Annotated in this window: 18 protein-coding genes; 11 read left to right on the top strand and 7 right to left on the bottom strand. The window is 58.1% G+C overall.

What is annotated here, in order from left to right; genetic code table 11:
* Nucleotides 1-90 precede the first annotated feature (90 nt).
* A complete protein-coding gene (locus tag LB543_RS21345; RefSeq protein WP_224615446.1) occupies nucleotides 91-1320 on the top strand; it encodes a glycosyltransferase in 1230 nt (409 codons plus the stop codon).
* Here the strand turns inward: LB543_RS21345 and LB543_RS21350 are convergent.
* Nucleotides 1313-2266, bottom strand: coding sequence for a glycosyltransferase family 4 protein (locus LB543_RS21350; RefSeq protein ID WP_224615447.1), 954 nt, complete (start codon nucleotides 2264-2266; stop codon nucleotides 1313-1315). The genes LB543_RS21345 and LB543_RS21350 overlap by 8 nt on opposite strands.
* Nucleotides 2267-2635: 369 nt before the next feature.
* Between LB543_RS21350 and LB543_RS21355 the strand changes: the two genes are divergently transcribed.
* From LB543_RS21355 to LB543_RS21365, 3 genes are all read left to right on the top strand, one after another.
* Nucleotides 2636-4015 (top strand): glycosyltransferase family 4 protein, encoded by a 1380-nt coding sequence (locus LB543_RS21355; protein ID WP_224615448.1) that lies wholly within the window; start codon nucleotides 2636-2638, stop codon nucleotides 4013-4015.
* 144 nt (nucleotides 4016-4159) lie between these two features.
* Complete coding sequence (locus LB543_RS21360) at nucleotides 4160-5359, top strand: acyltransferase family protein (protein WP_224615449.1); 1200 nt, start codon at nucleotides 4160-4162, stop codon at nucleotides 5357-5359.
* Nucleotides 5360-5503: 144 nt separating this feature from the next.
* Nucleotides 5504-6514: a glycosyltransferase family A protein gene (locus LB543_RS21365; protein WP_224615450.1), complete on the top strand. Its 1011-nt coding sequence runs from the start codon at nucleotides 5504-5506 to the stop codon at nucleotides 6512-6514.
* 114 nt (nucleotides 6515-6628) lie between these two features.
* On the opposite strand, the gene LB543_RS21370 is transcribed toward LB543_RS21365, so the two are convergent.
* Both LB543_RS21370 and LB543_RS21375 read right to left on the bottom strand, forming a co-directional pair.
* Complete coding sequence (locus LB543_RS21370; RefSeq protein WP_318012993.1) at nucleotides 6629-7930, bottom strand: polysaccharide pyruvyl transferase family protein; 1302 nt, start codon at nucleotides 7928-7930, stop codon at nucleotides 6629-6631.
* 247 nt (nucleotides 7931-8177) lie between these two features.
* Nucleotides 8178-9611 (bottom strand): oligosaccharide flippase family protein, encoded by a 1434-nt coding sequence (locus LB543_RS21375; protein ID WP_224615451.1) that lies wholly within the window; start codon nucleotides 9609-9611, stop codon nucleotides 8178-8180.
* A gap of 357 nt (nucleotides 9612-9968) precedes the next feature.
* On the opposite strand from LB543_RS21375, the gene LB543_RS21380 reads away from it, so the two are divergent.
* From LB543_RS21380 to LB543_RS21395, 4 genes are all read left to right on the top strand, one after another.
* Nucleotides 9969-11402, top strand: a complete 1434-nt coding sequence (locus LB543_RS21380; RefSeq protein ID WP_224615452.1) for a DUF4214 domain-containing protein — start codon at nucleotides 9969-9971, stop codon at nucleotides 11400-11402.
* Between the two features lie 2 nt (nucleotides 11403-11404).
* Complete coding sequence (locus tag LB543_RS21385) at nucleotides 11405-12784, top strand: DUF4038 domain-containing protein (protein ID WP_224615485.1); 1380 nt, start codon at nucleotides 11405-11407, stop codon at nucleotides 12782-12784.
* Between the two features lie 208 nt (nucleotides 12785-12992).
* On the top strand, nucleotides 12993-14054 hold the full coding sequence (locus LB543_RS21390; protein ID WP_224615453.1) for an NAD-dependent epimerase/dehydratase family protein: 1062 nt from the start codon (nucleotides 12993-12995) through the stop codon (nucleotides 14052-14054).
* 5 nt (nucleotides 14055-14059) lie between these two features.
* Entirely contained in the window at nucleotides 14060-15373 is a 1314-nt protein-coding gene (locus tag LB543_RS21395; protein WP_224615454.1) for a DUF4910 domain-containing protein, read from the top strand.
* Here the strand turns inward: LB543_RS21395 and rfbC are convergent.
* Nucleotides 15368-15916, bottom strand: coding sequence for a dTDP-4-dehydrorhamnose 3,5-epimerase (rfbC, locus tag LB543_RS21400; RefSeq protein ID WP_140813498.1), 549 nt, complete (start codon nucleotides 15914-15916; stop codon nucleotides 15368-15370). The genes LB543_RS21395 and rfbC overlap by 6 nt on opposite strands.
* A 320-nt stretch (nucleotides 15917-16236) precedes the next feature.
* On the opposite strand from rfbC, the gene LB543_RS21405 reads away from it, so the two are divergent.
* From LB543_RS21405 to LB543_RS21415, 3 genes are read left to right on the top strand one after another with little or no spacing between them, the layout of a single operon-like run.
* Nucleotides 16237-17532, top strand: a complete 1296-nt coding sequence (locus tag LB543_RS21405) for a class I SAM-dependent methyltransferase (RefSeq protein ID WP_224615455.1) — start codon at nucleotides 16237-16239, stop codon at nucleotides 17530-17532.
* On the top strand, nucleotides 17529-18344 hold the full coding sequence (locus LB543_RS21410) for a sugar phosphate nucleotidyltransferase (protein WP_224615456.1): 816 nt from the start codon (nucleotides 17529-17531) through the stop codon (nucleotides 18342-18344). The genes LB543_RS21405 and LB543_RS21410 overlap by 4 nt, the downstream gene beginning before the upstream one ends.
* Entirely contained in the window at nucleotides 18341-18994 is a 654-nt protein-coding gene (locus tag LB543_RS21415; RefSeq protein ID WP_140764563.1) for a PIG-L deacetylase family protein, read from the top strand. Before LB543_RS21410 ends, LB543_RS21415 begins: the two co-directional genes overlap by 4 nt.
* A gap of 164 nt (nucleotides 18995-19158) precedes the next feature.
* On the opposite strand, the gene LB543_RS21420 is transcribed toward LB543_RS21415, so the two are convergent.
* The 3 genes from LB543_RS21420 to LB543_RS21430 all read right to left on the bottom strand — a co-directional run bounded on the left by LB543_RS21420 (nucleotide 19159) and on the right by LB543_RS21430 (nucleotide 22367).
* Entirely contained in the window at nucleotides 19159-19617 is a 459-nt protein-coding gene (locus LB543_RS21420; protein ID WP_224615457.1) for a response regulator, read from the bottom strand.
* Nucleotides 19614-21041: a glutamate-1-semialdehyde 2,1-aminomutase gene (locus tag LB543_RS21425; RefSeq protein WP_140764560.1), complete on the bottom strand. Its 1428-nt coding sequence runs from the start codon at nucleotides 21039-21041 to the stop codon at nucleotides 19614-19616. Before LB543_RS21425 ends, LB543_RS21420 begins: the two co-directional genes overlap by 4 nt.
* A 648-nt stretch (nucleotides 21042-21689) precedes the next feature.
* On the bottom strand, nucleotides 21690-22367 hold the full coding sequence (locus LB543_RS21430) for a response regulator transcription factor (RefSeq protein ID WP_140765875.1): 678 nt from the start codon (nucleotides 22365-22367) through the stop codon (nucleotides 21690-21692).
* Nucleotides 22368-22382 lie beyond the last annotated feature (15 nt).

Here is a 22382-nt window from a genome sequence, read left to right on the forward strand (position 1 = left end):
GTCCTGTAACCGATCGGACGACTTGCAGGAGCCATGGCATGGAAGAGAGACTGCCGGGATTGCGATTGCTGGCTGCGGCAAGGGGGAACCATGCTCCACGAACGTTCTTCCGACCTGGCAATCGCCGCCAAGCTCACGGTGCCAATCGAGAAACTGCCGGCCGCGCCGGGGATTGTCGACAGATATGCAAGAATAGCGGTCGTTCACGACTGGTGCCCGAACTTCCGGGGAGGGGAGCGGGTTCTTGCGCAAATCTGCAAGCAGTTTCCGAATGCCGAAGTCTTCACGCTTTTCGATTTTCTGCCAGCCGACGTCAAAGAGCAATATTTCCGGGATGTGGAATTCCATACGTCGGCAGCCAACCGGATTCCCATGGTGCGGAAATTCTACCGGTCTCTTTTCTTCTTTTGCCCTTTCCTGATCGAGCAGTTCGACGTGACAGGTTACGACGCGGTGATCTCCTCTTCGGCCGCGTTTTCGCGTGGCGTGATCACCAGGCCGGATCAACCGCATTTATGTTATGTGCACAGCCCCGTCCGCTATGCATGGGATGAGCAGTTCTCCTATCTTCAGCAGGGAAGGCTGGGCTTTGGTCCCAAGGGAATGCTCTATCGGTACATGCTGCACCGGCTGAGGACGTGGGATACCAGGACCGCGCATGGTCCGGACCTGATGTTGGCGAACTCGAACTATGTCCGTTCCCGCATCCAGCACATTTACGGGCGCGACGCGCGCGTCGTTTTCCCGCCGGTTTGCGTAGGAGAACTGCCGTGTGTGGAAGACAAGGATGACTACTACGTCTCGGCATCCTTCCTAGCCCCATACAAGCGAACCGACCTGGTGATCAGGGCCTTCAACGATATGCCATCGCGGCGGCTGGTCATCGTTGGCGAAGGACAGCAATCCGCCAGCTTGCGATCGCTGGCTGGGCCTAACATCACGTTTTCGGGTTTTCTACCCCGCAAGGAGTATGTCGAGACGCTGGCGCGGGCAAAGGCCATGGTCTTTGCGGGCTGCGAGGACTTCGGCATCGCGTTGGCCGAGGCGCAAGCCTGTGGGACCCCGCTGATCGCGTTCGGCCGAGGCGGCGCGGTTGACATCGTGCGGCGCCTGGGGTCATCCGCCGAGCCGACGGGGGTGCTGTTCAAGGCGCAGACTATCGAGTCTCTCAAGGCGGCCGTCGTACGGTTCGAAGAAAACAGCCACGCTATCACCCCCCGTGCCTGCACCGCCAATGCAGCACGCTTTTCCGAAGAGAACTTCGATCGCGCGATTCTGGAATCGATCGGGGCCGTCCAGTCACTTCACGACGTCATATGAGTTCGCGCATCCTGACGCGATTGGTTTGCGCGTCGCGGCCATCGGCGGCCGCCATGGCCTTGAGATAAAGTAACGCCGTCGCCCTCCAGCTGTATGCTGAGGCTCTTGCTTTTCCCTTTGCCACCATCTCCGTTCGCAACGCCTGAGAACGATGAAGTCGCATGAAGCTGTCGAACCATGCCTCCGGATTGTCGGGAGAGGCGTATAGTGCCGCGCTCGTGCAGACCTCAGGCAGGCTTGCGCGTTCTGAAACCACCACGGGGCAGCCGACAGCCATCGCCTCGAGGGCCGGCAGGCCGAAGCCTTCGGTAAGCGAGGGGAAAGCCAGGCACAGCGAGTCCCCAAGCAGAGCGGCCAACTCGCCATCGGAAACGCGGCCGAGCCAGTGGATGTTTCGCGCTTGTGTGCGCGCGGATCCTGACTTGTAGACGCGCGATTCCGACATGCCGACGATCGCTAGCCTGAGCCCGACTGCTCCGAGGCGGTCAGCCATGTTCAAGATGAGGTCTACGTTCTTGTGGGGTGCGGCACTTCCGATCATGACTATGGTGTCCCGCGAGGCCGCCAATTGGATTGGCGCCGAGTGTTCAGGCTTCCAACGCAAGACATGCTCATGGCCGTTAGAGGCCACGAAGGCCCTGTGCGCCGGGATCACGCCTTGGCGGATGAGTTCACCGAGCGAGAAAGCGGAGACAGTCGAAATACCCCATGCCGTCTTGCCGAGGCAAGGCAACAGCGTTCTGTAAAGGCATCTGAAGGCGAGGGAATAGCTCTGCGGCGCGTTCCAGACATTTGCGTCATGAATACAAACGATATGTTTGTGGGAAAGCAGAGGCCCCGTGTTGCAGAGGCTGAGCAGACCGCCGCCGTCGAGAGCGACGGGAAGTCGCGCTTGCTCCCAAACATGCCCGCGCGCGCCGCCGATCTCGCGGCGTTCGATGGACATGAGGGGGATGTCCCCAGATCCGGGTGGACAGAGCAGGCGGACCTGGAGATCGCTAGCAAGTGGCACCCGCTCCTCAATCAACGCGTCCAGCGAACGGACGATTTCATAGGCATAGCGTTGCACGCCGGTTGTCGGCTGGGAAAGAAAACGCCCATTGATTGTCCAACGTCGTGGCATGCCCTTACCCCCGAGACCCTCACTGTGGAGCGGCCATAGGGGCGCGGTCACTACGGCCATTCGGTCACCTGTTTGCGCGGGGGGCTCATCCGGCCGGGCGAGGGCGGCGTTGTACCTACCTCGAACGTTGGAGGGCCGTGCGCGACCGAGAATGCTAATCTGACCACAGGTGCAGCCGGACCGGAGAGGGTTATGGGTAATTCCGAATTCGAAGCGACGCAGTCGCCGTCATCAAGGCGGTTGAATGGCCGCGACAGCGGCACACAGCTGGCGGGATCCCTTGTCGAAGACGCCAACTACCTGATCGGTATACCCGAGCTCAGGTCAGCGGATCAAGGGGCGGCGAGGCGGCGCTGGACGATAAACGGAGACTTCACGACGCTTCGCCGTAATGGAGTAGCCCGTTATGCTCGCGAAGTGACCATGGCACTCGACGCCCTCATTTCGGAAGGGCATCCGCTTGGTCGCGATCTGGAAATGGATCTCGTGATCCCACGCCCGCTAACCGAACCCTTGCCCCTCAAGGCCATCACCGTACGGATCATTCCGGAATTCAACAGACCACGACTTCCTCAACTTTGGGTTCAGGCGCAGTTGCCCTGGCATGTGCCCGGGGGATTGCTGAGTTTCTGCAACCTCGCTCCCGTCATGCTGAGCCGTCAAATCGCTTGCATTCACGACATGCACACCAGGCTGATGCCGTTGAGCTATCCGAGGGGCTTCCGGTGGGCGCACCGCCTCATCCTGCCAGCGCTCGGCAGGCGGGCTGCTCGTATCACGACGGTCTCGCAGTTGGCGCGGAGTCACCTGATCAAGTTCGGAATAGCGCCGGAGGAAAATATTGTCGTCACCTACAACGGCAGCGACCATGCCAAGAGATGGGATGCCCGGAAATCGTCCCTGGCCGTGGATCGGCGTAGGCCATATGTCCTCTGCCTTGGCCGGGGGGACCAAGAATACAAGAACCTTGAGCTTCTCGCCCGGCTGGCCCCGCTCCTCGATGAGATGGGTCTGGATTTGTGGATGCCTGGTGACGTCGACGAAGCCACGGTCCTGCGATACGTTGCGAAACTGCCCGACAACATCGTCTTCCTTGGCCGCATCGACGACGACGACTTCAAGAAGGCGCTCGAGGGCGCTTTGTGCTTCCTGTTCCCCTCACGCATCGAGGGTTTCGGGCTTCCGGCGGTCGAAGCGATGGCGTCTGGCTGTCCCGTCATTGCATCGAGCTCGCCGTGCCTCCCGGAAATCTGTGGGGACTCTGCTCTTTACGTCGATCCTGACGACGTCCATGCGTGGGCCGAAAAGGTCCGCCACCTTTTGGTCACCCCGGCCTTGCGCGAGTGGCTGGTGACCAAGGGCAACGCCAGGGCAAGCAGTTATTCCTGGCGGTGGATCGCGTGGAAATACCTGGAACTGATGGTCCAGGTCGACGCCGATTTCGGGGAGCGGTTCCGTGGCAGGAGACCCTCCGAGGGGAACGACCTTGCCGAGTTTTCGAAGCCGGCGCAGGGCCACGGTGATCGGAGGCATCGTGTCGCGCCGGGTGCCAACCCGCGCTCCATGGCCTAACGGAAACGATTGACCCCATATTCCTCAAATTGCTTAGAAATGCGCCATTTGGGTCAATTCTCAGGTCCACTCGCCTCCGATAAATTGAGGTCGAAGCCGATCGAGGGCAAACAGGGCACCGTAGCGGCTTCATTGGATAGGGCGATGGTCTTCTTAACGCTCGGCACGGTTGGCCTGGCATCGATAACGTCCAGGGTCAACGCGGAATACTCTCCCGCCGCGACCCGGACTGCTCAGGCTAGGAAGTTCTGGCACAATCCTCAGCTTTTGAGGCTGGTATCCGCCTATGCCATCGCCTACATCCACATGGCCGGGGTGGTGGGCGCCGCCCACATCGGTCCGGCTGTCTTGGAGATTTTCCGTTTCGGAACGGACCTGTTCGTGGTCCTGGCTGGTTTTCTTACCGCGCACGTGCTCGGGAACAATGGCACGTCCGCAGGCGCTTATTTGCGCACGAGGCTCATTCGCATCGTGCCTTTATACTGGGGCTTCACGGTTCTCGCATTTCTTGTCGAAAATTACGCGATGAATAACCATTCGACGCCGTTGTCTGCACTCTTCATGTCGCTTGCCTTCGTCCCCCACGGTTCCTACCCGATCCTGTATCCGACCTGGACATTGCTGGTTATCGTCGAGTTCAGCTTGATTATAGCGGCTTTTCAAATTGTAAGCGTGAAAAACGGTGTCTTCTATTCTGCCGCCTTCGTCGTATTTCTTGCAGCCGCAGGCAAGATATCGAGAATTGATAACCAAATTGTCGTATTTTACACCAATCCCATACTGATTGATTTTGCCCTCGGCATTCTCATCTTCAAGTTTGTCAGCTCTGGGCCGTTCCTTTTCAAAATGCCGCAGCGTCGCATCGTTGCTCTCGCAGCGGCGGCCGTCACCTTCGGCGCCATGGCTGCGGTCTTGCGTCCGTTCTTCTGGCCGGCGCTGCCTCGCGTCCTCGCCCTCGGCGTGCCGATGTCGCTTCTGTTGCTGGGGGTTGTTACTCTGGAGCAGCTTGGCATCTACAATGATTCGAAGCTTTTGAACTTTCTCGCCAAATGCACCTACTCGATCTACCTGACACACTGGTTCGTGGATCTCATATCCGAGAAGCTCGTTGTCGAAAGCGGAAATTCGGCATGGTTGGCCACGGTGCTGTTGTTCGTGACCCCCATGGCCGTAACCTGCGTTTCGGTGTTCGTTTATCTTTATGCCGAATTGCCTATGACCCGATATCTGTCCGATTGGTTCGCCGCACCAGGAACATCACCTTCAGCGGCAACGCCTAGATCGACGACAGGGCATCAAGGTGGCGCGCAGCCCCGATCTGAGCATCGGAGTCGTTTGCCATGAGAAAAATCCTGGGCCGAACGCCTCCTCTTAACCGAAGCCATCGACTGAAGCTGGGGTCGACTTCATGACCGGCAGCTCCGGCAGTGTCGCTTTTGAGGTAGGGTCAATTCAATATCGCGGTCCGAATACGAAAAAGACAACGTTATGAGACATCGCTCGGCACCAGCTCTGCCTCTCGTTGCCGTGGTAACGCCGGTATACAATGGAGGTGCGTATCTCGAAGCTACGATGAGATCCGTCCAGCGGCAGACCTATGATAACATTGTACACGTTCTCGTTGACAATTGCAGCTCGGACAACACGTCACAAATCATCGATCGCTTTCGGTCGGAGCGTTTTGAGCTGATTACTCTTCGCAATGACAGCGTCCTTCCGCTGCGAGAAAACTGGACTAAGGCGCTTTGCGCAGTTCCCACCGAGGCCTTTTATGTGAAGGTGCTATGCGCAGACGACCTGATGCGCAGCGATTGCATCTCGCGCTTCGTTGAGATTGCTCAATCCGACGAAAAAATTGAGGTCGTTCTTTGCGACGATGTTTTCATGGACAGGGTCCATCGCGCGAATTTGCCGTTGAAACAAGGCATTTTTGGAGGAATTGAGATCGCGGCCAAGATGCTAGATGAAAGCATTAATTGGCTGCCGTACCATCACCTGTTTGTTCGCTTTCCTGACAGCGCGCAAAGCCCGGTTTTCTTCAACGATGCCCCGATCCATTTTGATTTTTCTGCAGTCGTTCGCAGTGCCCTGCGTGGCAAGCTCGCCTATTTGCACGCGCCACTCGTCTACACGCGTTGGCACGCGAATTCGCTCACCAGCCAGCAACTCGGCGCGAACCAGTTGAAAACCTTACTTGAGCGTTTTGACATTTTATGTGCGTTTGGGGCTCAGTGCTGGGACGAGCCGACTTTCCGACGTAAAAAGGAATGTATGCGTGCCAGGATGATGCGCTTGGCCCTAAAATGGACAATGATGGGAAGGCTGGACGCGGCTCAGGAACTCTTGAAGGGCCTGAAAGAGCGGCAAGTCGCTCCGACCGCTGCGGATTGGGCCAAATCGTTGGTCGAATGGGTACCCTATTCGAATTGGAAGCGAAGCTGGCATCTTTCAACGGGTCCTGAGATTGACGAAGCCAAGTTCTGCTCCGAGATTTTTTAAACCGGAGGTCCGCTGACCGAACCGTCAGCAGGAGTTGCTGGGTGGGTGAAGCCGCGGCCGATTGCGCGATCGACAATTTTTTTGATAGGCAATAACCGGCGCCTCAGCTTAATCTCAGAGGATCTTGGACAACAACTCCTGCTCGTGCTCCTTTACACGAAGCAATACCTTATCGAGATGCTGCCGAACGATTGCGCGATAGCGCTCTTTGTTTTCTAACAATTCGGTGAGGTGCGTCTCCAGCAGCTCAAGCTTCAGATTTTCAACGGATTGACAGAACCGCCCAAGGCCGAAGTCGGTCATCACCGCATCGTTCTTTGCCTCGTATCCTATCGAGATCGTCGGCAGGGCAAGCTTCAAAGCGCAAACCACGTTGTGAAAACGTGTGGCGACAACGATGTCAGTGTCGCCAATTTGCCGCATGACGTCATGCAGGGAGTTGATTGGCTCCGCGACAAGCTGACGGGCCTGCCGAGTGGTTCGGGTGCCGTCGATCAGGTCATATCCGCTCGCCTTAGCAATTCGACCGACATCCCTCACTGCCCGCATATCCACGGTTTCGCCGATAATAAGGCGTACTCTGTAACCTCGATCTAGCAACGAGGTGACGAAGCGGCCCATCTTCTCGATGTAGGTTTGATAGATAGAGGTATCCGACCCTGAGCGCGCGCCGGCGCGCCAGCCATTGTAGTTCATAAGGCCAACCCCAACTGTCGTCAGTTTTCCTCCCGTGTCGTCTTGCACCGGCAATGGCGTAGGCAGCTTGAAAACAAGATCTGGATAGAGGTTATCTCTACTTGTATCGATGCCAAGGGAGGCTAAGAAGTCCTTGGAGATCTGATCGCGGAACGAACGGAAGTATGCCCAAGCTGCTGCAGACCGCAACATCCAGCGGCTGGTAGAGTTCAGGATTGGACCTGCGCCGGTTCCAATAAAGCAGAACTTCACCCCGGACAATCGCGCAGATGCAGCCCAGCGGAACAGACCGTAGGATGTTCCAAATGGACCTGAGCCGTAGTCGTTTAACGTTGACGTTCCTGGCACAATTATGATGTCGAATTGCCTGACATATTTGATTGCCCGGTACCAGTTCGCTAGTCTTCCAATTATTCTCAGGCTGACTTTATTGCAGAACCTCAGGAGCGTATTGGAAAACTCTGGAGCGCTGATTGGTGTTGTGACAATCTGATGCGCTTTACCAATTGCATCTGGATCAACACAAACGCATGCGATAGCCGCCTCCGGCCTAGCTTCCCGCAAGAAGAGCAAAAACGATTCCAACGACGCGTCATTCCCGAAATTACCTCCGCCAAACATTCCGAAAAGGCATATTCTCTGTGGGGCGCTTATGACCTGCGAGAATCCATTCCTGCGCGAGAGGACCATGGTGTGTGCTCTCTCTATCGGTGCATGCATGCGAGCGGCAGCATGGTACCGCGGCCGTGCACGCTCTGATTGGAAGGGTCGACAGAGGTCAGGACGCGCGAATGGCAAATCCGGCGGCTTCGGAATGCCTCGCAGTCCAAGCCTTTCGGGAGGGCGAGGCCCTGCTTTTTTTCCCGCTTGTTGTCGTCCACGAACATTCGCGTCCTTCCAGGCGCGGTTTGGATAGCCGCTGGCTATCCGACTTTTTCGTCGGCTATCGTGTTCACTTGTGCTCGCCTCACTCGGCCGGGCGGAGCGAGGCGCCCCGGAAACCGGGGATGGACTTGAATATCTCGTCAACCAAAGGATGTCTGGTAAGGACCAATGCCGCTCCCCATCCACCCAACGCCAACACTCCTGCTGCGAGCGCCAGCCCATGCGAAAGGGCGAAGCCTGTGCCCGACAAGAAAGCCACGCACAGCGGACCAGCTGCGCTCGCTAGGGCCACGACCGCGCTTCTCCATAACTCTGCGGCGATGTCCTTCAGTTTCAATCCCAGCCTGCGCCGAACGAAGCTCAGGGCAACGTATGCCTGGAAAGGAACAGTCACCAGCATACACCAGGCGGCCGCCTGCAATCCGCCGAAGACGCCAGCCATTGACAAGAGAATGCCGGAAATCGGGAAGACGATCAGGGCTCGGATGAACAAGTCGCGGATCGCACCGACCGCAACCAATACCGGGTAATTGAGCTCAAAACTGAAGGAGAAGAGAAGAGCAATCGCGACGACCTGAACGAGCGGCGCAGCCTCGATCCATTGTCGACCGAGCACGATGTCCACCACGGGATAGGCCAGCACTGAGAGCACGAGAAGAGCGGGCCAGTACAACGCGGTGACAATAGAAAGGGCCGCGAGATAGGGGCGCTTCAAATCGCTGCCTCGTCTGACCTCTGCCGAAAAGGCGGGCAATACGACCGCCACGGCCCCTCCGAGGAGGAGTTTGTCGGGTATTTGGCTGATCAAGAGGGTCCTGCTGAACAAGGCCGCGGCATTCGGTGACACGAGTCGGCCCAACAAGAGCAGGGGCAGCGCGTCAAATATCCGGAAGAGTATGGCGATGGAGCCGTTGTATCCGCCGAACGAGATCATTGCGCGCCAATTGGCCAGAGTTGGCTTAAACATCCAGAAATGCGGGCACAGGGCGAGTGCGAGGCATGCGGCAAGCCCACTGCCGATTAGCCACGCCCAAGCGAAGCTCATATAGCTGAAGCCCGCGAACGCCAAAGCGATTGTTGCCACAGACCCTGTCGCCCCGTTGGTGATGCTAATGGCAGCTACCTTGCCGAAGGCCATTTCCCGGCGCAGGAGAGCATTGACCAGGACGACCAAGGCGTCGAGGAAGAGGCAGGCTGAAATAACTCGAAAATAGGGAAGGAGGTTCGGCTCCGCGTAGACTGAGGCCAGAACAGGGGACGCGGCTAAAAGAACGGTGACGGCAATTCCGGTAAGGACGAACATCACCGTAAAGGCCCCCCGGATATCCTCGCGGCTGAGTTCCCCGCGCTGGATCAGGAAGGTTGAACTGGAGAACTCCCTGACAGACAGGACTATCGCCAGGATTGCCATCCCGATCACCGACACGCCGATTTCCTGTGGTGTCAATATGCGCGAAACCACCGCGGTCGTAGCGAAATTCGATACGAGCAGGACATAACGTTCGCCCGTGCTCATCAGAAGTGCGCGTTTTACAGAAGGCATACATTTCCTTTCCCGGTAGCGGCGAGGGCCACCTTCGTCACGCCAAATAGTCCGACAAACCCGGTTAAAGGTCAGTACCTTCAAAGTAAGGAATGATCACAGACGAAAGGGGTAACGGGATGGCAGCCGGAGTTCTCGAGCGTTGTTCCAGATCAGCTAAGGGCTGGTCCGATTTGGGTAAAATAGGGGGTATGAGCTTCAGCACCGGCCTTGAGTTGGTGGCGACCTCCGAAAGGGGTATCGCAAACGCGTTGGTTACCCGTATGGGTAGATTGCTTCCGGCGGCCGCACTGCTGACTATCCATGTGCCCGACCGGGAGAACTGTCGCCATGTCCTTTCGTTTCGCAGTCGCTGCGGTTTGCCTGCTGGCGTTTGTCTCGTCTGCCTCCGCCAATTTCCTTTGGGGCATTAACGGCCATCCAATAGTTGCTTATCCGGGTATCCCGATCGAAAGGCAGCTCGACTTCATCAAGGATCTCGGCCTGAAGTCATACAGGGTCGATGTTACGGGCGAGGGCGACATGGATATGCTCGCCAATCTTGTCTCCGCCGGAAAGGTGAGAGGCATCGAGATCCTGCCTGTCCTCACGCCTGCCGGCATCGATATGGACAAGGATAGCCCGGAAGAACTTTACGGCAGGACCCGGAAACTTGCGATTGCACTTGGCTCAAGGTTCAAGGACGACATCCGTGTCTGGGAACTCGGCAACGAGATGGAGAACTACGCAATCATAAAGCCTTGTGAGAAGCGCGATGATGGCGCGCAATATCCATGTGGTTGGGGGCCTGCAGGTGGAACGGGAACGCTCGATTATTACGGCCCGCGCTGGGTGAAAGTGAGTGCTGTCCTAAAGGGCTTGTCCGAAGGGATGATTGCTGTCGATCCAACCATCAGAAAGGCGATCGGCACCGCCGGATGGGGCCACGTCGGCGCGTTCGCGCGGATGAAGCAGGACGGGATCGTTTGGGATATCTCAGTCTGGCATATGTACGGCGACGATCCGGAATGGGCTTTCCGGGAGATGTCGGGCTACGGCAAGCCGATATGGGTCACCGAATTCAACAATCCTTACGGAAGCCAGCGCGGCGAGAAGCAGCAGGCCGACGGCATCAAGCAGACAATGACGAGACTCCAAGACTTCACCAAGAAGTACAGGGTCGAGGCCGCGCACATCTACGAACTGTTCGATGAGGCCTACTGGGCCCCCAGCTTCGAAGCTAATATGGGATTGGTGAGGCTCGTCCGGGCCCCCGACGGTAAATGGAGGGTCGGCGAGCCTAAGCCTGCCTATAAGACGGTGCGTGACTTCACCCGCGGCCCGCAGCCGGCGCCCAGGCCGTACCGGGAATGCGATCCAGAGACCTTGGCTGCAAACAAGTCCCTCTATGTGAGGCAGGCAAGTTTCGTCTATTGCCTCATTCTAGGTCACGATGGCGACACGGCCAGCGTGGAGCGTTGGTCGGCAGCTCTTGGAAGCGGAAATAGCAAGCTTGCTGATATGATCGTGGAAATGATGGACACGGACGATTTCGAAAGCAGATATGCCACGATCGGCCTGACGGACCGCGTTTATATCGGTTTTCTCTACCTGCTGCTTCTTGACCGCCCCGCAGACAACTACGGCCTTGAAACCTATACGCGACAGCTGCGCGCGGGCACCATGACCCGCAAGGACGCAGCCTTCGGCATTGTCACCTCATCGGAGTTTAACTCCAGGCACACCGCCACCCATGACGCCTCCGCGGCGCCGACACCTGGGTGAGCATGAAGGACGAGCCGGAGCGAGCGAGCGCAATGCGCTTGATGTCTGTTCTCATGACCTGCGTTTTTTTGGTGGCTATGGCGACCGGAAGCTTAGCCTGCGAACGCGACAAGGGGACGCGTTTCCCCTTGCGGATCGAATCTGGAAAGAGCTTTCCGGTCGACAAGGACGGGCATCCATTCTTGATGCATGGTGACTCGGCCTGGTCCCTCATTGCAGATCTGAAGGATGACGAGGCAGACCTCTATCTTGAGGACCGCAAGGCTCGTGGTTTCAATACGGTGCTGGTCAACCTCCTAGAGCACCGGTTTTCCCGAAACGCGCCCGCAAACGCATATGGCGAGAGGCCATTCGCTGGCAACGACGATTTCGCCGTTCCGAATGAGGCGTATTTTGCCCATGCGGACCGCGTCCTGCAGAAGGCTTGCGACCTCGGTTTCCTGGTGCTGCTTGCGCCGGCGTATCTTGGCTATGGCGGTGGTATTGACGGTTGGTATCAGCAAATGGCGGCTGCAGGGCCACGAAGGCTTGCTTCGTACGGCCATTTCGTCGGACATCGCTACCGGCATTTCGACAACATCATTTGGGTCAACGGTGGTGACGACAATCCTGCGGACAAGGATCTAGTCAGGGCTATCGCCAAAGGCATCGTTGACGAGGATCCGGGCGCTCTTAGCACCATCCATGGCGCTCCCGAAACGGCACCGCTTGACTTATGGACTCACGAATCCTGGCTGAACGTGAACAACATCTACACGTACGGACCTGTCTACACGGCCGCGATCAGGGAGTACGACAGGGGTATGCCTTTCTTCCTGATTGAGAGCGCCTATGAGTTCGAAAGTGGTACCGACGAGTACCGGGTCCGCATTCAGGCTTACCAGGCTATCCTCTCGGGCGCATTCGGACACCTCTACGGCAACAACCCGATATGGCATTTCGGGGGGCCCGGTCTCCATCGGCAAACGATGGGGTGGAAAGACGCCCTCGGCAGTCCTGGCGCAAAAAGCATGGAAATGCTTATCGCCTTCGTCTCTTCGATAAAGTGGTGGTTGCTCGAACCCGACGCCAGGAACAGCTTCCTGGTCGGCGGCATGAACCAGGGCATGGAAAGGGCGGTCGCCGCGACCGCCCGGGACGGATCCTATGCTGTCGTCTACATGCCCGGCAATGACCGCATCATAGTGGACCTGGCGCGGCTTTCGGCGGCTTTTGTCCGCGCTCGCTGGCGCGATCCCACGAGCGGGGAAGTTACCGATGTTGAAGGTTCCCCATTCAAGGCGGAGCGCACGGTTTTCCAGCCGCCAGAGCTAAACAGCCGCGGATACAGGGATTGGATCCTGGAGCTGATAGCTCAAGGCCCCGTAGCTCAAAGCCAATGAACGCGCAATTGCCTGCAGCCACGTAACGCAAGCCCAAGACGTGCGCCGATTCCACTGAAAGGATTAGACGAACACCACTGCAAAAGAGGTAAGCGCCGGCAACGCTTCCTCGAACGGGGCATCCTGGGTGTCCATTGGCGTTCTCCCCCATTCCTTCAAGCCCAAGTAGCCTCCTGGAGATCGATATCGGCTTGAGAAGAGGTGCGCGATGAAAGTCATGGTAACCGGCCATCAAGGCTATATCGGATCGGTGATGGTGCCGATGTTGCTTCGTGCTGGGCATTCGGTGACGGGCTATGACAGCGATCTTTACCGGCGCTGCACCTTTGCCGCTGGTGGAGAGCGGGCTTCGATTCCATCCATCCAAAAGGACGTCAGGGACGTGCATGCGCGCGACCTCGAAGGGTTCGATGCGGTCATCCACCTTGCGGCGCTTTCCAATGACCCACTGTCCGACCTTGATCCGGACATCACCTATGAAATCAACCATAAGGGCAGCGTCCGCTTTGCCAAGGCAGCCAAGGACGCCGGCGTGTCACGCTTCCTTTTCGCCTCGTCGTGCAGCAATTACGGACAGGCGGGGGACGGGATGGTCGATGAAACGGGCGAACTGAATCCGGTCACGCCCTATGGCTGGTCGAAGGTCCTTTCAGAACGGGATATTTCCGAACTGGCCAGCAGCAGCTTTTCTCCCACTTATTTCCGCCCCGCCACGGCCTACGGCCTCTCGCCGCGGCTCCGCTTCGATATCGTGCTAAACAATCTGGTCGCGTGGGCGGTCACCAAAGGCGTCATCCTCCTGAAGTCCGATGGAACGCCGTGGCGGCCGATCGTCCATATCGAGGACATTTCCAGGGCGTTCATTGCCGGGCTAGAGGCGCCCCGCGGGGCCATTCACAACGAAGCCTTCAATGTCGGACGGACGGACCACAATTACAGGATCCGGGACATCGCCGAGATCGTCGCCGAGATCGTGCCCGGTTGCCGGCTTGAATTGGCGCCCGACGCCGGACCCGACAAACGCTCCTATCGCGTCAACTTCGACAAGATCACGCTTGCCCTTCCTGCTTTCAGGCCGCAATGGGATGCGCGCAAGGGTGCCGAGCAACTCTACCAGGCGTACCGGAAGTCGAATGTCACGCTTGAGGAGTTCGAGGGGCCGCGCTTCCAGCGTATCGGCCATATAAGGCATCTATTGACCAACGGACTTCTGGACGAGCGGATGCGGGTCGCTGGAGCCTCCAAGACATTGGAGGCGGCGCTCGGATAGGCTGGATGGAACACGTGAACCCCGACGGGATCGGTCCGCCGCCGGCAACCGGAGTCGGTCACGAAATTTATGCCCTGGCCGAACGTCTGTTTCCTATCTGCAGGAGCATCACCGGAAGCGGCGTGCGAGAAACGCTGGATGTATTGTCGGGGCACATCGATTTGGAACGGCACGAAGTGCCCACCGGGACGCAGGTGTTCGACTGGACCGTTCCAAAGGAGTGGAACGTACGCTCGGCAATCATCAAAGGCCCGGACGGACAGACGGTCGTCGATTTTGCGGACTCCAACCTGCATGTTGTCAACTACAGCTTGCCCTTCAAGGGGATCCTGACACTCGACGAATTGAAGCCGCATATTCATACCCTGCCCGAACAGCCGCAGGTGATCCCCTACCGCACCTGCTATTACACCCCGACCTGGGGCTTCTGCGCAGCCCACGACCATGTGGCCAACATGCCCGACGGCCTCTACGGTGTGGAGATCGACGCCGAACTCGAGGACGGCAGTCTCACATACGGCGAATACCTGCACCGCGGGCAGACAGAGCGGGAATTCCTCCTTTCGGCGCACATTTGCCATCCCTCACTTGCCAACGACAACTGTTCGGGCTTGGCCCTGCTGGCAATGCTGGCGAGAAGCCTCAAGGCAAGGAAGACACGATACAGCTACCGCTTCCTGTTCGCCCCGGGCACGATCGGCGCGCTCGCGTGGTTGTCGCGCAACGAGGACCGTACATGTCTCATCGACCACGGCCTCGTGCTGTCATGCGTTGGTGACGCAGGAAGCCCGGCATACAAGCGCAGTCGCCGCGGCGACGCCTTCATTGACCGAGCCATGTCCCACGTGCTGGGGCGTCGACGCGGGGCAAAGCTGATGGATTTCTCCCCATACGGTTATGACGAGAGGCAATATTGTTCGCCGGGCTTCAATCTTCCGGTCGGCATGTTCCAGCGAAGCGTCCACGGCACATTTCCCGAATACCACACGTCGGCCGACAATCTCGACTTCATCAGGCCAGAGCATCTCGAGGATTCCTACCGCATCTTGATGGAGGTGATCGACATTGTCGAAGAGGACTGGAGGCCGTTGAACCGCTTGCCCAAGGGGGAGCCGCAGCTCGGCAAGCGCGGCCTTTATGCAGCGATGGGAGGGCAGAAGTCGTCGGGCGCGACGTCGATGTCCCTGCTTTGGGTGCTGAACCTCGCCGACGGGCAGCATTCGCTCCTCACCATGGCAGAGCGCTCGAACCTGCCCTTCAAGGAACTGGCCGCCGCTGCGAAACTGCTATGGGAACATGATCTCCTGGCAGCCTTATGAGGCCGTTGCCGTTCGCCGTCTGACAAGGGGCCAGGCTTTGTCCCTTTCCGACATGGCCGTCGGCATCAAGGGCCAGCCGATCGAAAAGGTAGGGTCATTGTAGTGGACGCCGGTCGACGCGTTGGGCGTATAGAACTGTGATATGAGATACGAGACCTCGGTGCCGTCGGTAAGGGTCTGGAGGCCGTGGGCGAACCCGGCAGGGATATAGAGCTGCTTCATGTTTTCGGAAGTCAGCTCGAAACCAAGCCACTTGTAGCGTGTCGGCGAATTCGGTCGCAGGTCCACGACGACGTCAAAAATCGCGCCGCGGACACAGGAGACCAGCTTGACCTCTGCGTAAGGCTCCTCCTGGTAGTGCAGCCCCCTGAGAGTTCCCTTTTTGATCGAATGAGCCCGGCTGTGCTGGACAAAGCGCGTCGCCAGACCACAATCGGCCATCTCCTTCTCACAGAAAAGGCGGGTGAAAGAACCACGGTCGTCAACCATGGGAGTAGGCTCGATCAGCCAGACCCCTTGAAGCTCCGTTTCGGTAAACTGCATGCGTTGAATCCCCCGGCGCCGCGCGAGACTGCCGGCGTCAATTGTCAGCGTCGCCAGCCCACGCTGTAAGGGCTACCTAAGCCTTAGGTGGCCTCTCCGATAGCGGTAAGTGCCGACGACAGCTGACTACCCGTTCGGCGAGCCTGGCGTCGGCATCGCCGCCGCCGGCTCGCTATAAGGATTAATGCACCCGACGGATTGGCAAATCGAACCGGAGAGGGCTGGATCCTAACCTGCCGTCATCTGCCTACGGAGGCGCGGCAGGCATGGGTTCTGCGTAGCGCACTGCGTCTCCGTTAGGCAGCGAACAGGAGCGGGGAATGAACATTCAGGCTATCGAAACGGTTCGCGGTCACAGTACGGCAAGCCGGAATGTCGGTTGCAGGCTCTGCGGGTCGCGCCTGCGCCACACATTGGTCGATCTAGGCATGTCTCCACCGTGCGAAAGCTTCCTGCAGGCCGAGCAGCTTGACCAAATGGAAGCCTACTATCCGCTCAACGTGCTTGTCTGCGACACTTGCTACCTGGTCCAGCTCAAGGAGTATCTGAGCCCGGACACCATTTTCAGCGAATATGCCTATTTCTCTTCGTTCTCCACCAGCTGGGTGGCCCATTCGAAAGTGTATTGCGAGGCGATCACCAGACGGCTTGGGCTTGGCTGTGACAGTCTTGCGGTGGAGCTCGCAAGCAACGATGGTTACCTGCTGCAGCACTTTTTGCCACTGGGCGTTCCTGTACTGGGCGTCGAACCGGCAGCCAATGTTGCGCGCGCCGCGATCGAGAAAGGCGTGGCCACCCGGGTCGACTTCTTCGGGGTTCGGCTGGCAAATCAAATGGTGGGCGAAGGACATTGCGCCGACCTGATCATCGGCAACAACGTGCTGGCACAGGTGCCGGACCTCAATGACTTCGTCGCTGGGATGAAAATCCTACTCAAACCTCAGGGCGTGGTCACGCTCGAATTTCCACATATCGAGCGGCTGATGGCGGAGAACCAGTTCGACACGATTTATCATGAGCATTTCTCATATTTCTCGCTGCTGACGGTCGAGCTGATGGCGGCGCGCCACGGATTGCGGCTGATCGACGTCGAGGAGTTGCCCACCCATGGCGGCTCGCTGCGCGTCTATCTCGCCCATGAGGGCAGTCGCTGGGGCAAGGATGACAGGGTGGACAGACTTCTCGACCGAGAAAAGCGCCACGGGCTAACGGAGATGGTCACCTATGCCTCCTTCGGTCACAAGGCGCAGCGTGCCAAGCGCGACCTCTTGGCGTTCCTTATCTCGGCCAAAAACGAAGGGAGGAAGATTTGTGGCTACGGCGCTCCAGGCAAGGGCAACACGCTGCTCAATTACTGCGCTATCGGCACCGACTTCCTTGACTTCACGGTCGACCGCAATCCTTACAAGCATGGTCGCTTCACCCCGGGGATGCATATCCCGATCAAATCCGTCGATGCCATCGACGAAGTCCGGCCAGATTACATCCTGATCCTCCCGTGGAACCTGAAGGACGAGATCATCGAACAGATGCGCCATGTCGCCGCCTGGGGTGCAAGGTTTGTGGTCCCAATTCCGTTTGTGGCGGTGATCGATCCATCGGAGTTAGGCAGATGAAAGTCGTCCTTTTCTGCGGCGGTCGCGGGACCCGGATCCGCGACTATTCCGACAGTATACCCAAGCCGATGATCCCGCTTGGCCACCAGCCGATCCTGCGCCACGTTATGCAGTGGTACAGCGACTATGGACATGACGAATTCGTCTTGTGCCTGGGCTACAAAGCCAATGTCATCAAGGATTTCTTCCTCAACACACGGCCGCAGACCTTTTCCGATTGCGTGGTCACGCAGGGAGGTCAAGACGTGAAACTGCTGGGAGATCAAGTCAAGGACTGGAGCATTACCCTGCTTGATACGGGGGTCTGGCGTAACATCGGCGAACGCCTCTGGGCGGCAAGGGACCAAGTCAAGAACGAGAACATGTTCCTGGCCAACTACTCCGATGGTCTGACCAACGTCGATCTCGACGACGTGGTCGCGAAGTTCGAAGCCAGCGGTAAGATCGGCTGTTTTCTCGCGGTGCGCGCACCGCTGACATACCATTTGGCCGATATCGCGGAAGACGGTCGCGTGCGTGAGTTCCGCACAACCGATACCTCGGAGATCTGGATCAACGGCGGCTACTTCTTGTTCCGCCCGCAAATCTTCGACTATATGCGCGATGGCGAGGAGCTCGTTCTGGAGCCTTTCAGGCGACTGATCGACGACAACATGCTCATGGCGTACAAGCACGATGGCTTCTGGCGATCGATGGATACGCTGCGCGATTGGCAATCGCTCGAAGACATGGTCGAACGGGGCGATATGCCCTGGAATAGAAAAGTTACCGCCGAAAAAACCAGGCGCGGTTTGGTAATGGCTGGTTCATGAGAGGACTTGGTCTCGCACGTCGCGGGGAGGAACTCTCGATCCTCTGCCTCGGCGCCCATTCCGACGACATCGAGATCGGCGCCGGGGGCACTATCCTCGGTCTGATCGCGTCGGGGGTGAAACTGGACGTCCACTGGTGTGTGCTGAGCGCCGGCGGCCAGCGGTCGGTCGAGGCCAGCGCTTCGGCCGAAGCGTTCCTGAAAGGATCGAAGTCGTCGGTCATCGACATCGCGGATTTCGAAGACAGCTATTTCCCGGCCCATAGCCGGGCGATAAAGCAATGGTTGATAGATCTAAGATCCCGCGTCCATGCCGACCTGGTACTGACCCACGCGAGGTTCGATGCCCATCAAGATCATCGGGAGGTCAATCAACTGACCTGGAATGTCTTTCGCGATCATCTCGTGATCGAATACGAGATTCCCAAATGGGATGGCGATCTTGGCCAGCCAAATGCGTACGTGCCGCTCTCTGCCGCAGTGCTGGATCGCAAGATCGACCTCCTGCAAGAGCACTTCGGCACGCAGCGCTCCAAGGACTGGTTCGACCGTGACACATTCGCGGGGCTCGCGAGATTGCGCGGGATGGAGTGCAGGGCCCCCGAACATTTCGCCGAGGCGTTTACACTCAGAAAAGCCAGACTTCTTTAGCGGATTTTCCGCCACGATTTGCTTGTGGATTTGTCTGAACCAAGGGGCACATGGTTCCTGGAGAAGGGCTTCGGACCGCGCTGTGCCTTCAGGAAACATCCCGACCTTGTTGGCGATCTTCGGGACGAAAAAGAGAATAAAAAGCGGTGGTGCATGGGTTAAAATCAGGCGTCGGCCGGTGCGATGTGCTCACCTAGTGATTGCTGATCAAGAAGGTTGGACAGCTCCGTTACGAGACGCGCCATTTCGAACGGTTTTGAAATCATGATGCTGTTTGAAACGCCGTGTTTACCCCAATTCCTGGCGCTTTCGCCACTGACATAGATGACCGGCATCGCAGGAACGGCGTGGCGCAAATGCCTGGCGATTTCCCATCCCAGCTTTCCACTGCCTAGACGAACGTCGGTAACCAGAGCGCGGATCCTTGGTGGGTCTGCATCGAACATCTCAATTGCAAGCTCCGCATTTTTCGCACTGACGATCACGAAACCCGCATCCTCCAAGCCGGATACAATATCCATGCGGACCAGCACGTGATCTTCCACGACCAGAATTGCGCCGTCACCTAGGCCTAATTCTTTTGGGATAGCACGCTCTGCCAGATCTGGGCTGACCAGCGTCATGAAGTCGACAAGAGCCGGTGGCTTTCTGAATTGCCGTTTGGTCTCACTGCTCGCTGCCCGAGGGTTCTGGGGACCGCCGGTATCTGGGCCTGCGCATCGCCATTGTTGAAGCGACGGAAGACGACCTGCGAGGGGCGGCCGACCAAAAATTGGCTTGCTCCCGAATCCAGGGCCTGTGCGTACACGGCCAGGGCACCATCGACGGCTTCTATGGTTTTCATGACGGCCGCGTCGTCGTGCGTGTAGCTGACGACGAGAGATGGCATGAGGACACCACGCTTGATCGTCTCCTGCAGGAACAGGGAACGGTATGTCTGCGAGGGCTTGCCGTCCTGGTCAAGCGTGGCGTAGGCGAGACAACTGGGACGGCCGACAACTTTGAAGTGCCGATCCACTCCATGGCGTCTGGAAACCTCTGTGATAGCTTCCTTCAATTTCGTTCCCTGACGGTGCAGGTGTTCGATGACGGATTGGTCCCGATAAACCCGCACGGTCGCGATGGCCGCGGCAAGCGCGTGGGTTTCCGCGCCATGCGTGGTCGACAGCAGAAACACGCGGGGGCGATCCGTATGCTCGAGCCCGCCGAGCCGCATATATTCGCGTTTGCCTGCCAGGGCGGAGACCGAAAATCCATTGCCAAGAGCCTTGCCGAATGTCGACAAGTCCGGTTCGATGCCATAGAGCCTTTGTGCTCCCGCTGCATGCCACCTGAACCCGGTGATCATTTCGTCGAGTATGAACAGCGCGCCGTTTTCTCGGCAAAGACGCTGGACATTATGCAGGAAGCCGTCCGCCGGATCGTCGCCTCGGGAAGGTTCCAAGATCAGGGCGGCCACCTTGCCCGGGTGCTTGTCGAACAAATCCTTCACGCTAGCGATGTCGTTGAACCGGAAAGTGAGGGTCAGGTTTCGAACCGCTTCTGGAATTCCTGCATTCATCGGTGTGGTCCCGATGAACCAATCGTCTGTGGAAAAGAAGGGATGGTCGGCGCAGCATGCGACGAGATCACGACCCGTATACGCGCGGGCAAGGCGGACGGCCCCTGAAGTCGCGTCTGATCCGTCCTTGCAGAATTTTACCATCTGGGCGCCGACGAGTTCAAGGAACGTTTCGGCGCAGTCAACTTCGATCCTTGCGGGGCGCGTGAAGTTGGCTCCGCCGGCGAGCGCCGCCTCCACCGCCCTGAGCACAGTTGGGTAGGCATGCCCCAGCCCGACGGAACGGTTGCCCATGCCGTATTCGATGTATTGGTTCCCATCGACATCCCAGACGTGGCACCCCAGACCACGTTCGATAAAGCCCGGCGCTAGAACGGGATACTGATCCGCGCCCTTCGCGTAGGTGTGGCTGCCGCCCGGGATCAGCTCACGGGCACGTTCTTGAAGGCGTCCCGATTTGCGAAAACAGAGGCTTTGCTCAGGCATGCGGACTGCTCCAGTTCGATGGAAAGTCTAGATGTCTGGCGCTGGATTTTCGCGTTCTCCATAAGGTCACCCCTTTAGCACTTATGGTGGATGGAATATAGCGGATGGAAGACGCGGTCCTGCGGTCTGGTGCAGCAAACGCGCCAACTGCGTGTGCGGCGCCGGTTCACCACGGCGTGAAATTGCCATTTTGATTTGTACCCCGATGGCCTCTGGCGGGGGTCTGACAAACAGCATTGAGGCGCTAGCGAATGCGCTCGCGCAACGTTTCCTCATGCCGGGATCAGCTAATCCAACGCAGCTTGGTTGAAGTAGGGTCAATGCTAGGAACCTGGCAGAACAGTTCGCGTGTCCGAAACGCTCATGAGCATGGCGCCGCGGCTGCCGCGAACTACGATTACTGACCCGCGGACATCCCGGAAGTTCCAGGCGATGCTGCCAAATAGCCGTCCCCTACGTGATCACGCATTCACGGGAACGAACCTTATGGTAAACAGCTAGGAGCGGCCGATTCCTCAGGATGTAGCCGCTCAGGATGAGCCCGCCCGGGTCGCTACCGTGGCGGGCTTTTCGTCGACCGTGACGTGCTTGGTGCGTTTGCTACGACGGCGATCGTACAATTGAAAGGAAGGCCGCTTGTGATTGCGATCACCTTTCGGCCGGAGCTCCTTCCGCGAAGAGATCATTGACCTTGTATGCGACTTCCGTGCGGTTGGTCGCCTTGAGCTTCTTCATGATGTTGCGGATGTGCACCTTCACCGTGCTTTCGCGCAGGTTCAGTTCAAAGGCGATGATCTTGTTGGCCTTGCCGCGTCGGAGCGCCTGCGCGACCTCAGCCTGCCTGAGCGTGAACATGCCGGTCAAGGGCGCGTCACGGCTGCCTGAATCTATAAGGTGCCGCATAGACAGAACGCTACTTGCCGGAACGAAGATGCCTCCGGCTGCCGCAAGATTGATTGCCTCGACACAGACGTCGATCCCCACAGAGGTTGGAATGTAGCCACGTGCGCCACATTCGAGAGCCGTCAGTATCTGTGCAAGGTCTTCTGTGTCCGCCAAAATCACCACGGGCACCGACTTGAATTCGGACGAAATTCGCCTGATCTGGTCCGCGATACCCTGGTCGGTGACTTTCCGGCCACCCAGGTTGAAGAGAATGGCTGCAAGCGTCATCCCCTCTTTCACGCGCCATTCTGCAATCGATCCCATGGCCTCGACGGCCATGCCGAGTTCGTGATCTTCCAAAGCCGATGCGAGACATTCGCGGTCGAGCGCCCTTCCGTCCAGGATGAGCAGACATTCCCTCCCTGCTGGTTGATGGACCATTCCCGTTCTGCCGGA

The sequence above is a fragment of the Mesorhizobium sp. ESP7-2 genome, from assembly GCF_020164715.1.
Classification (GTDB): domain Bacteria; phylum Pseudomonadota; class Alphaproteobacteria; order Rhizobiales; family Rhizobiaceae; genus Mesorhizobium.

Excerpts from the sequence above, each read along its gene's own strand:
- LB543_RS21345 (WP_224615446.1), top strand. The coding sequence starts at position 91 with ATGCTCCACGAACGTTCTTCCGACCTGGCAATCGCCGCCAAGCTCACG.
- LB543_RS21350 (WP_224615447.1), bottom strand. The coding sequence starts at position 2,266 with ATGTCCATCGAACGCCGCGAGATCGGCGGCGCGCGCGGGCATGTTTGG.
- LB543_RS21355 (WP_224615448.1), top strand. The coding sequence starts at position 2,636 with ATGGGTAATTCCGAATTCGAAGCGACGCAGTCGCCGTCATCAAGGCGG.
- LB543_RS21360 (WP_224615449.1), top strand. The coding sequence starts at position 4,160 with ATGGTCTTCTTAACGCTCGGCACGGTTGGCCTGGCATCGATAACGTCC.
- LB543_RS21365 (WP_224615450.1), top strand. The coding sequence starts at position 5,504 with ATGAGACATCGCTCGGCACCAGCTCTGCCTCTCGTTGCCGTGGTAACG.
- LB543_RS21370 (WP_318012993.1), bottom strand. The coding sequence starts at position 7,930 with ATGCATGCACCGATAGAGAGAGCACACACCATGGTCCTCTCGCGCAGG.
- LB543_RS21375 (WP_224615451.1), bottom strand. The coding sequence starts at position 9,611 with ATGAGCACGGGCGAACGTTATGTCCTGCTCGTATCGAATTTCGCTACG.
- LB543_RS21380 (WP_224615452.1), top strand. The coding sequence starts at position 9,969 with ATGTCCTTTCGTTTCGCAGTCGCTGCGGTTTGCCTGCTGGCGTTTGTC.
- LB543_RS21385 (WP_224615485.1), top strand. The coding sequence starts at position 11,405 with ATGAAGGACGAGCCGGAGCGAGCGAGCGCAATGCGCTTGATGTCTGTT.
- LB543_RS21390 (WP_224615453.1), top strand. The coding sequence starts at position 12,993 with ATGAAAGTCATGGTAACCGGCCATCAAGGCTATATCGGATCGGTGATG.
- LB543_RS21395 (WP_224615454.1), top strand. The coding sequence starts at position 14,060 with ATGGAACACGTGAACCCCGACGGGATCGGTCCGCCGCCGGCAACCGGA.
- rfbC (WP_140813498.1), bottom strand. The coding sequence starts at position 15,916 with ATGCAGTTTACCGAAACGGAGCTTCAAGGGGTCTGGCTGATCGAGCCT.
- LB543_RS21405 (WP_224615455.1), top strand. The coding sequence starts at position 16,237 with ATGAACATTCAGGCTATCGAAACGGTTCGCGGTCACAGTACGGCAAGC.
- LB543_RS21410 (WP_224615456.1), top strand. The coding sequence starts at position 17,529 with ATGAAAGTCGTCCTTTTCTGCGGCGGTCGCGGGACCCGGATCCGCGAC.
- LB543_RS21415 (WP_140764563.1), top strand. The coding sequence starts at position 18,341 with ATGAGAGGACTTGGTCTCGCACGTCGCGGGGAGGAACTCTCGATCCTC.
- LB543_RS21420 (WP_224615457.1), bottom strand. The coding sequence starts at position 19,617 with ATGACGCTGGTCAGCCCAGATCTGGCAGAGCGTGCTATCCCAAAAGAA.
- LB543_RS21425 (WP_140764560.1), bottom strand. The coding sequence starts at position 21,041 with ATGCCTGAGCAAAGCCTCTGTTTTCGCAAATCGGGACGCCTTCAAGAA.
- LB543_RS21430 (WP_140765875.1), bottom strand. The coding sequence starts at position 22,367 with ATGGTCCATCAACCAGCAGGGAGGGAATGTCTGCTCATCCTGGACGGA.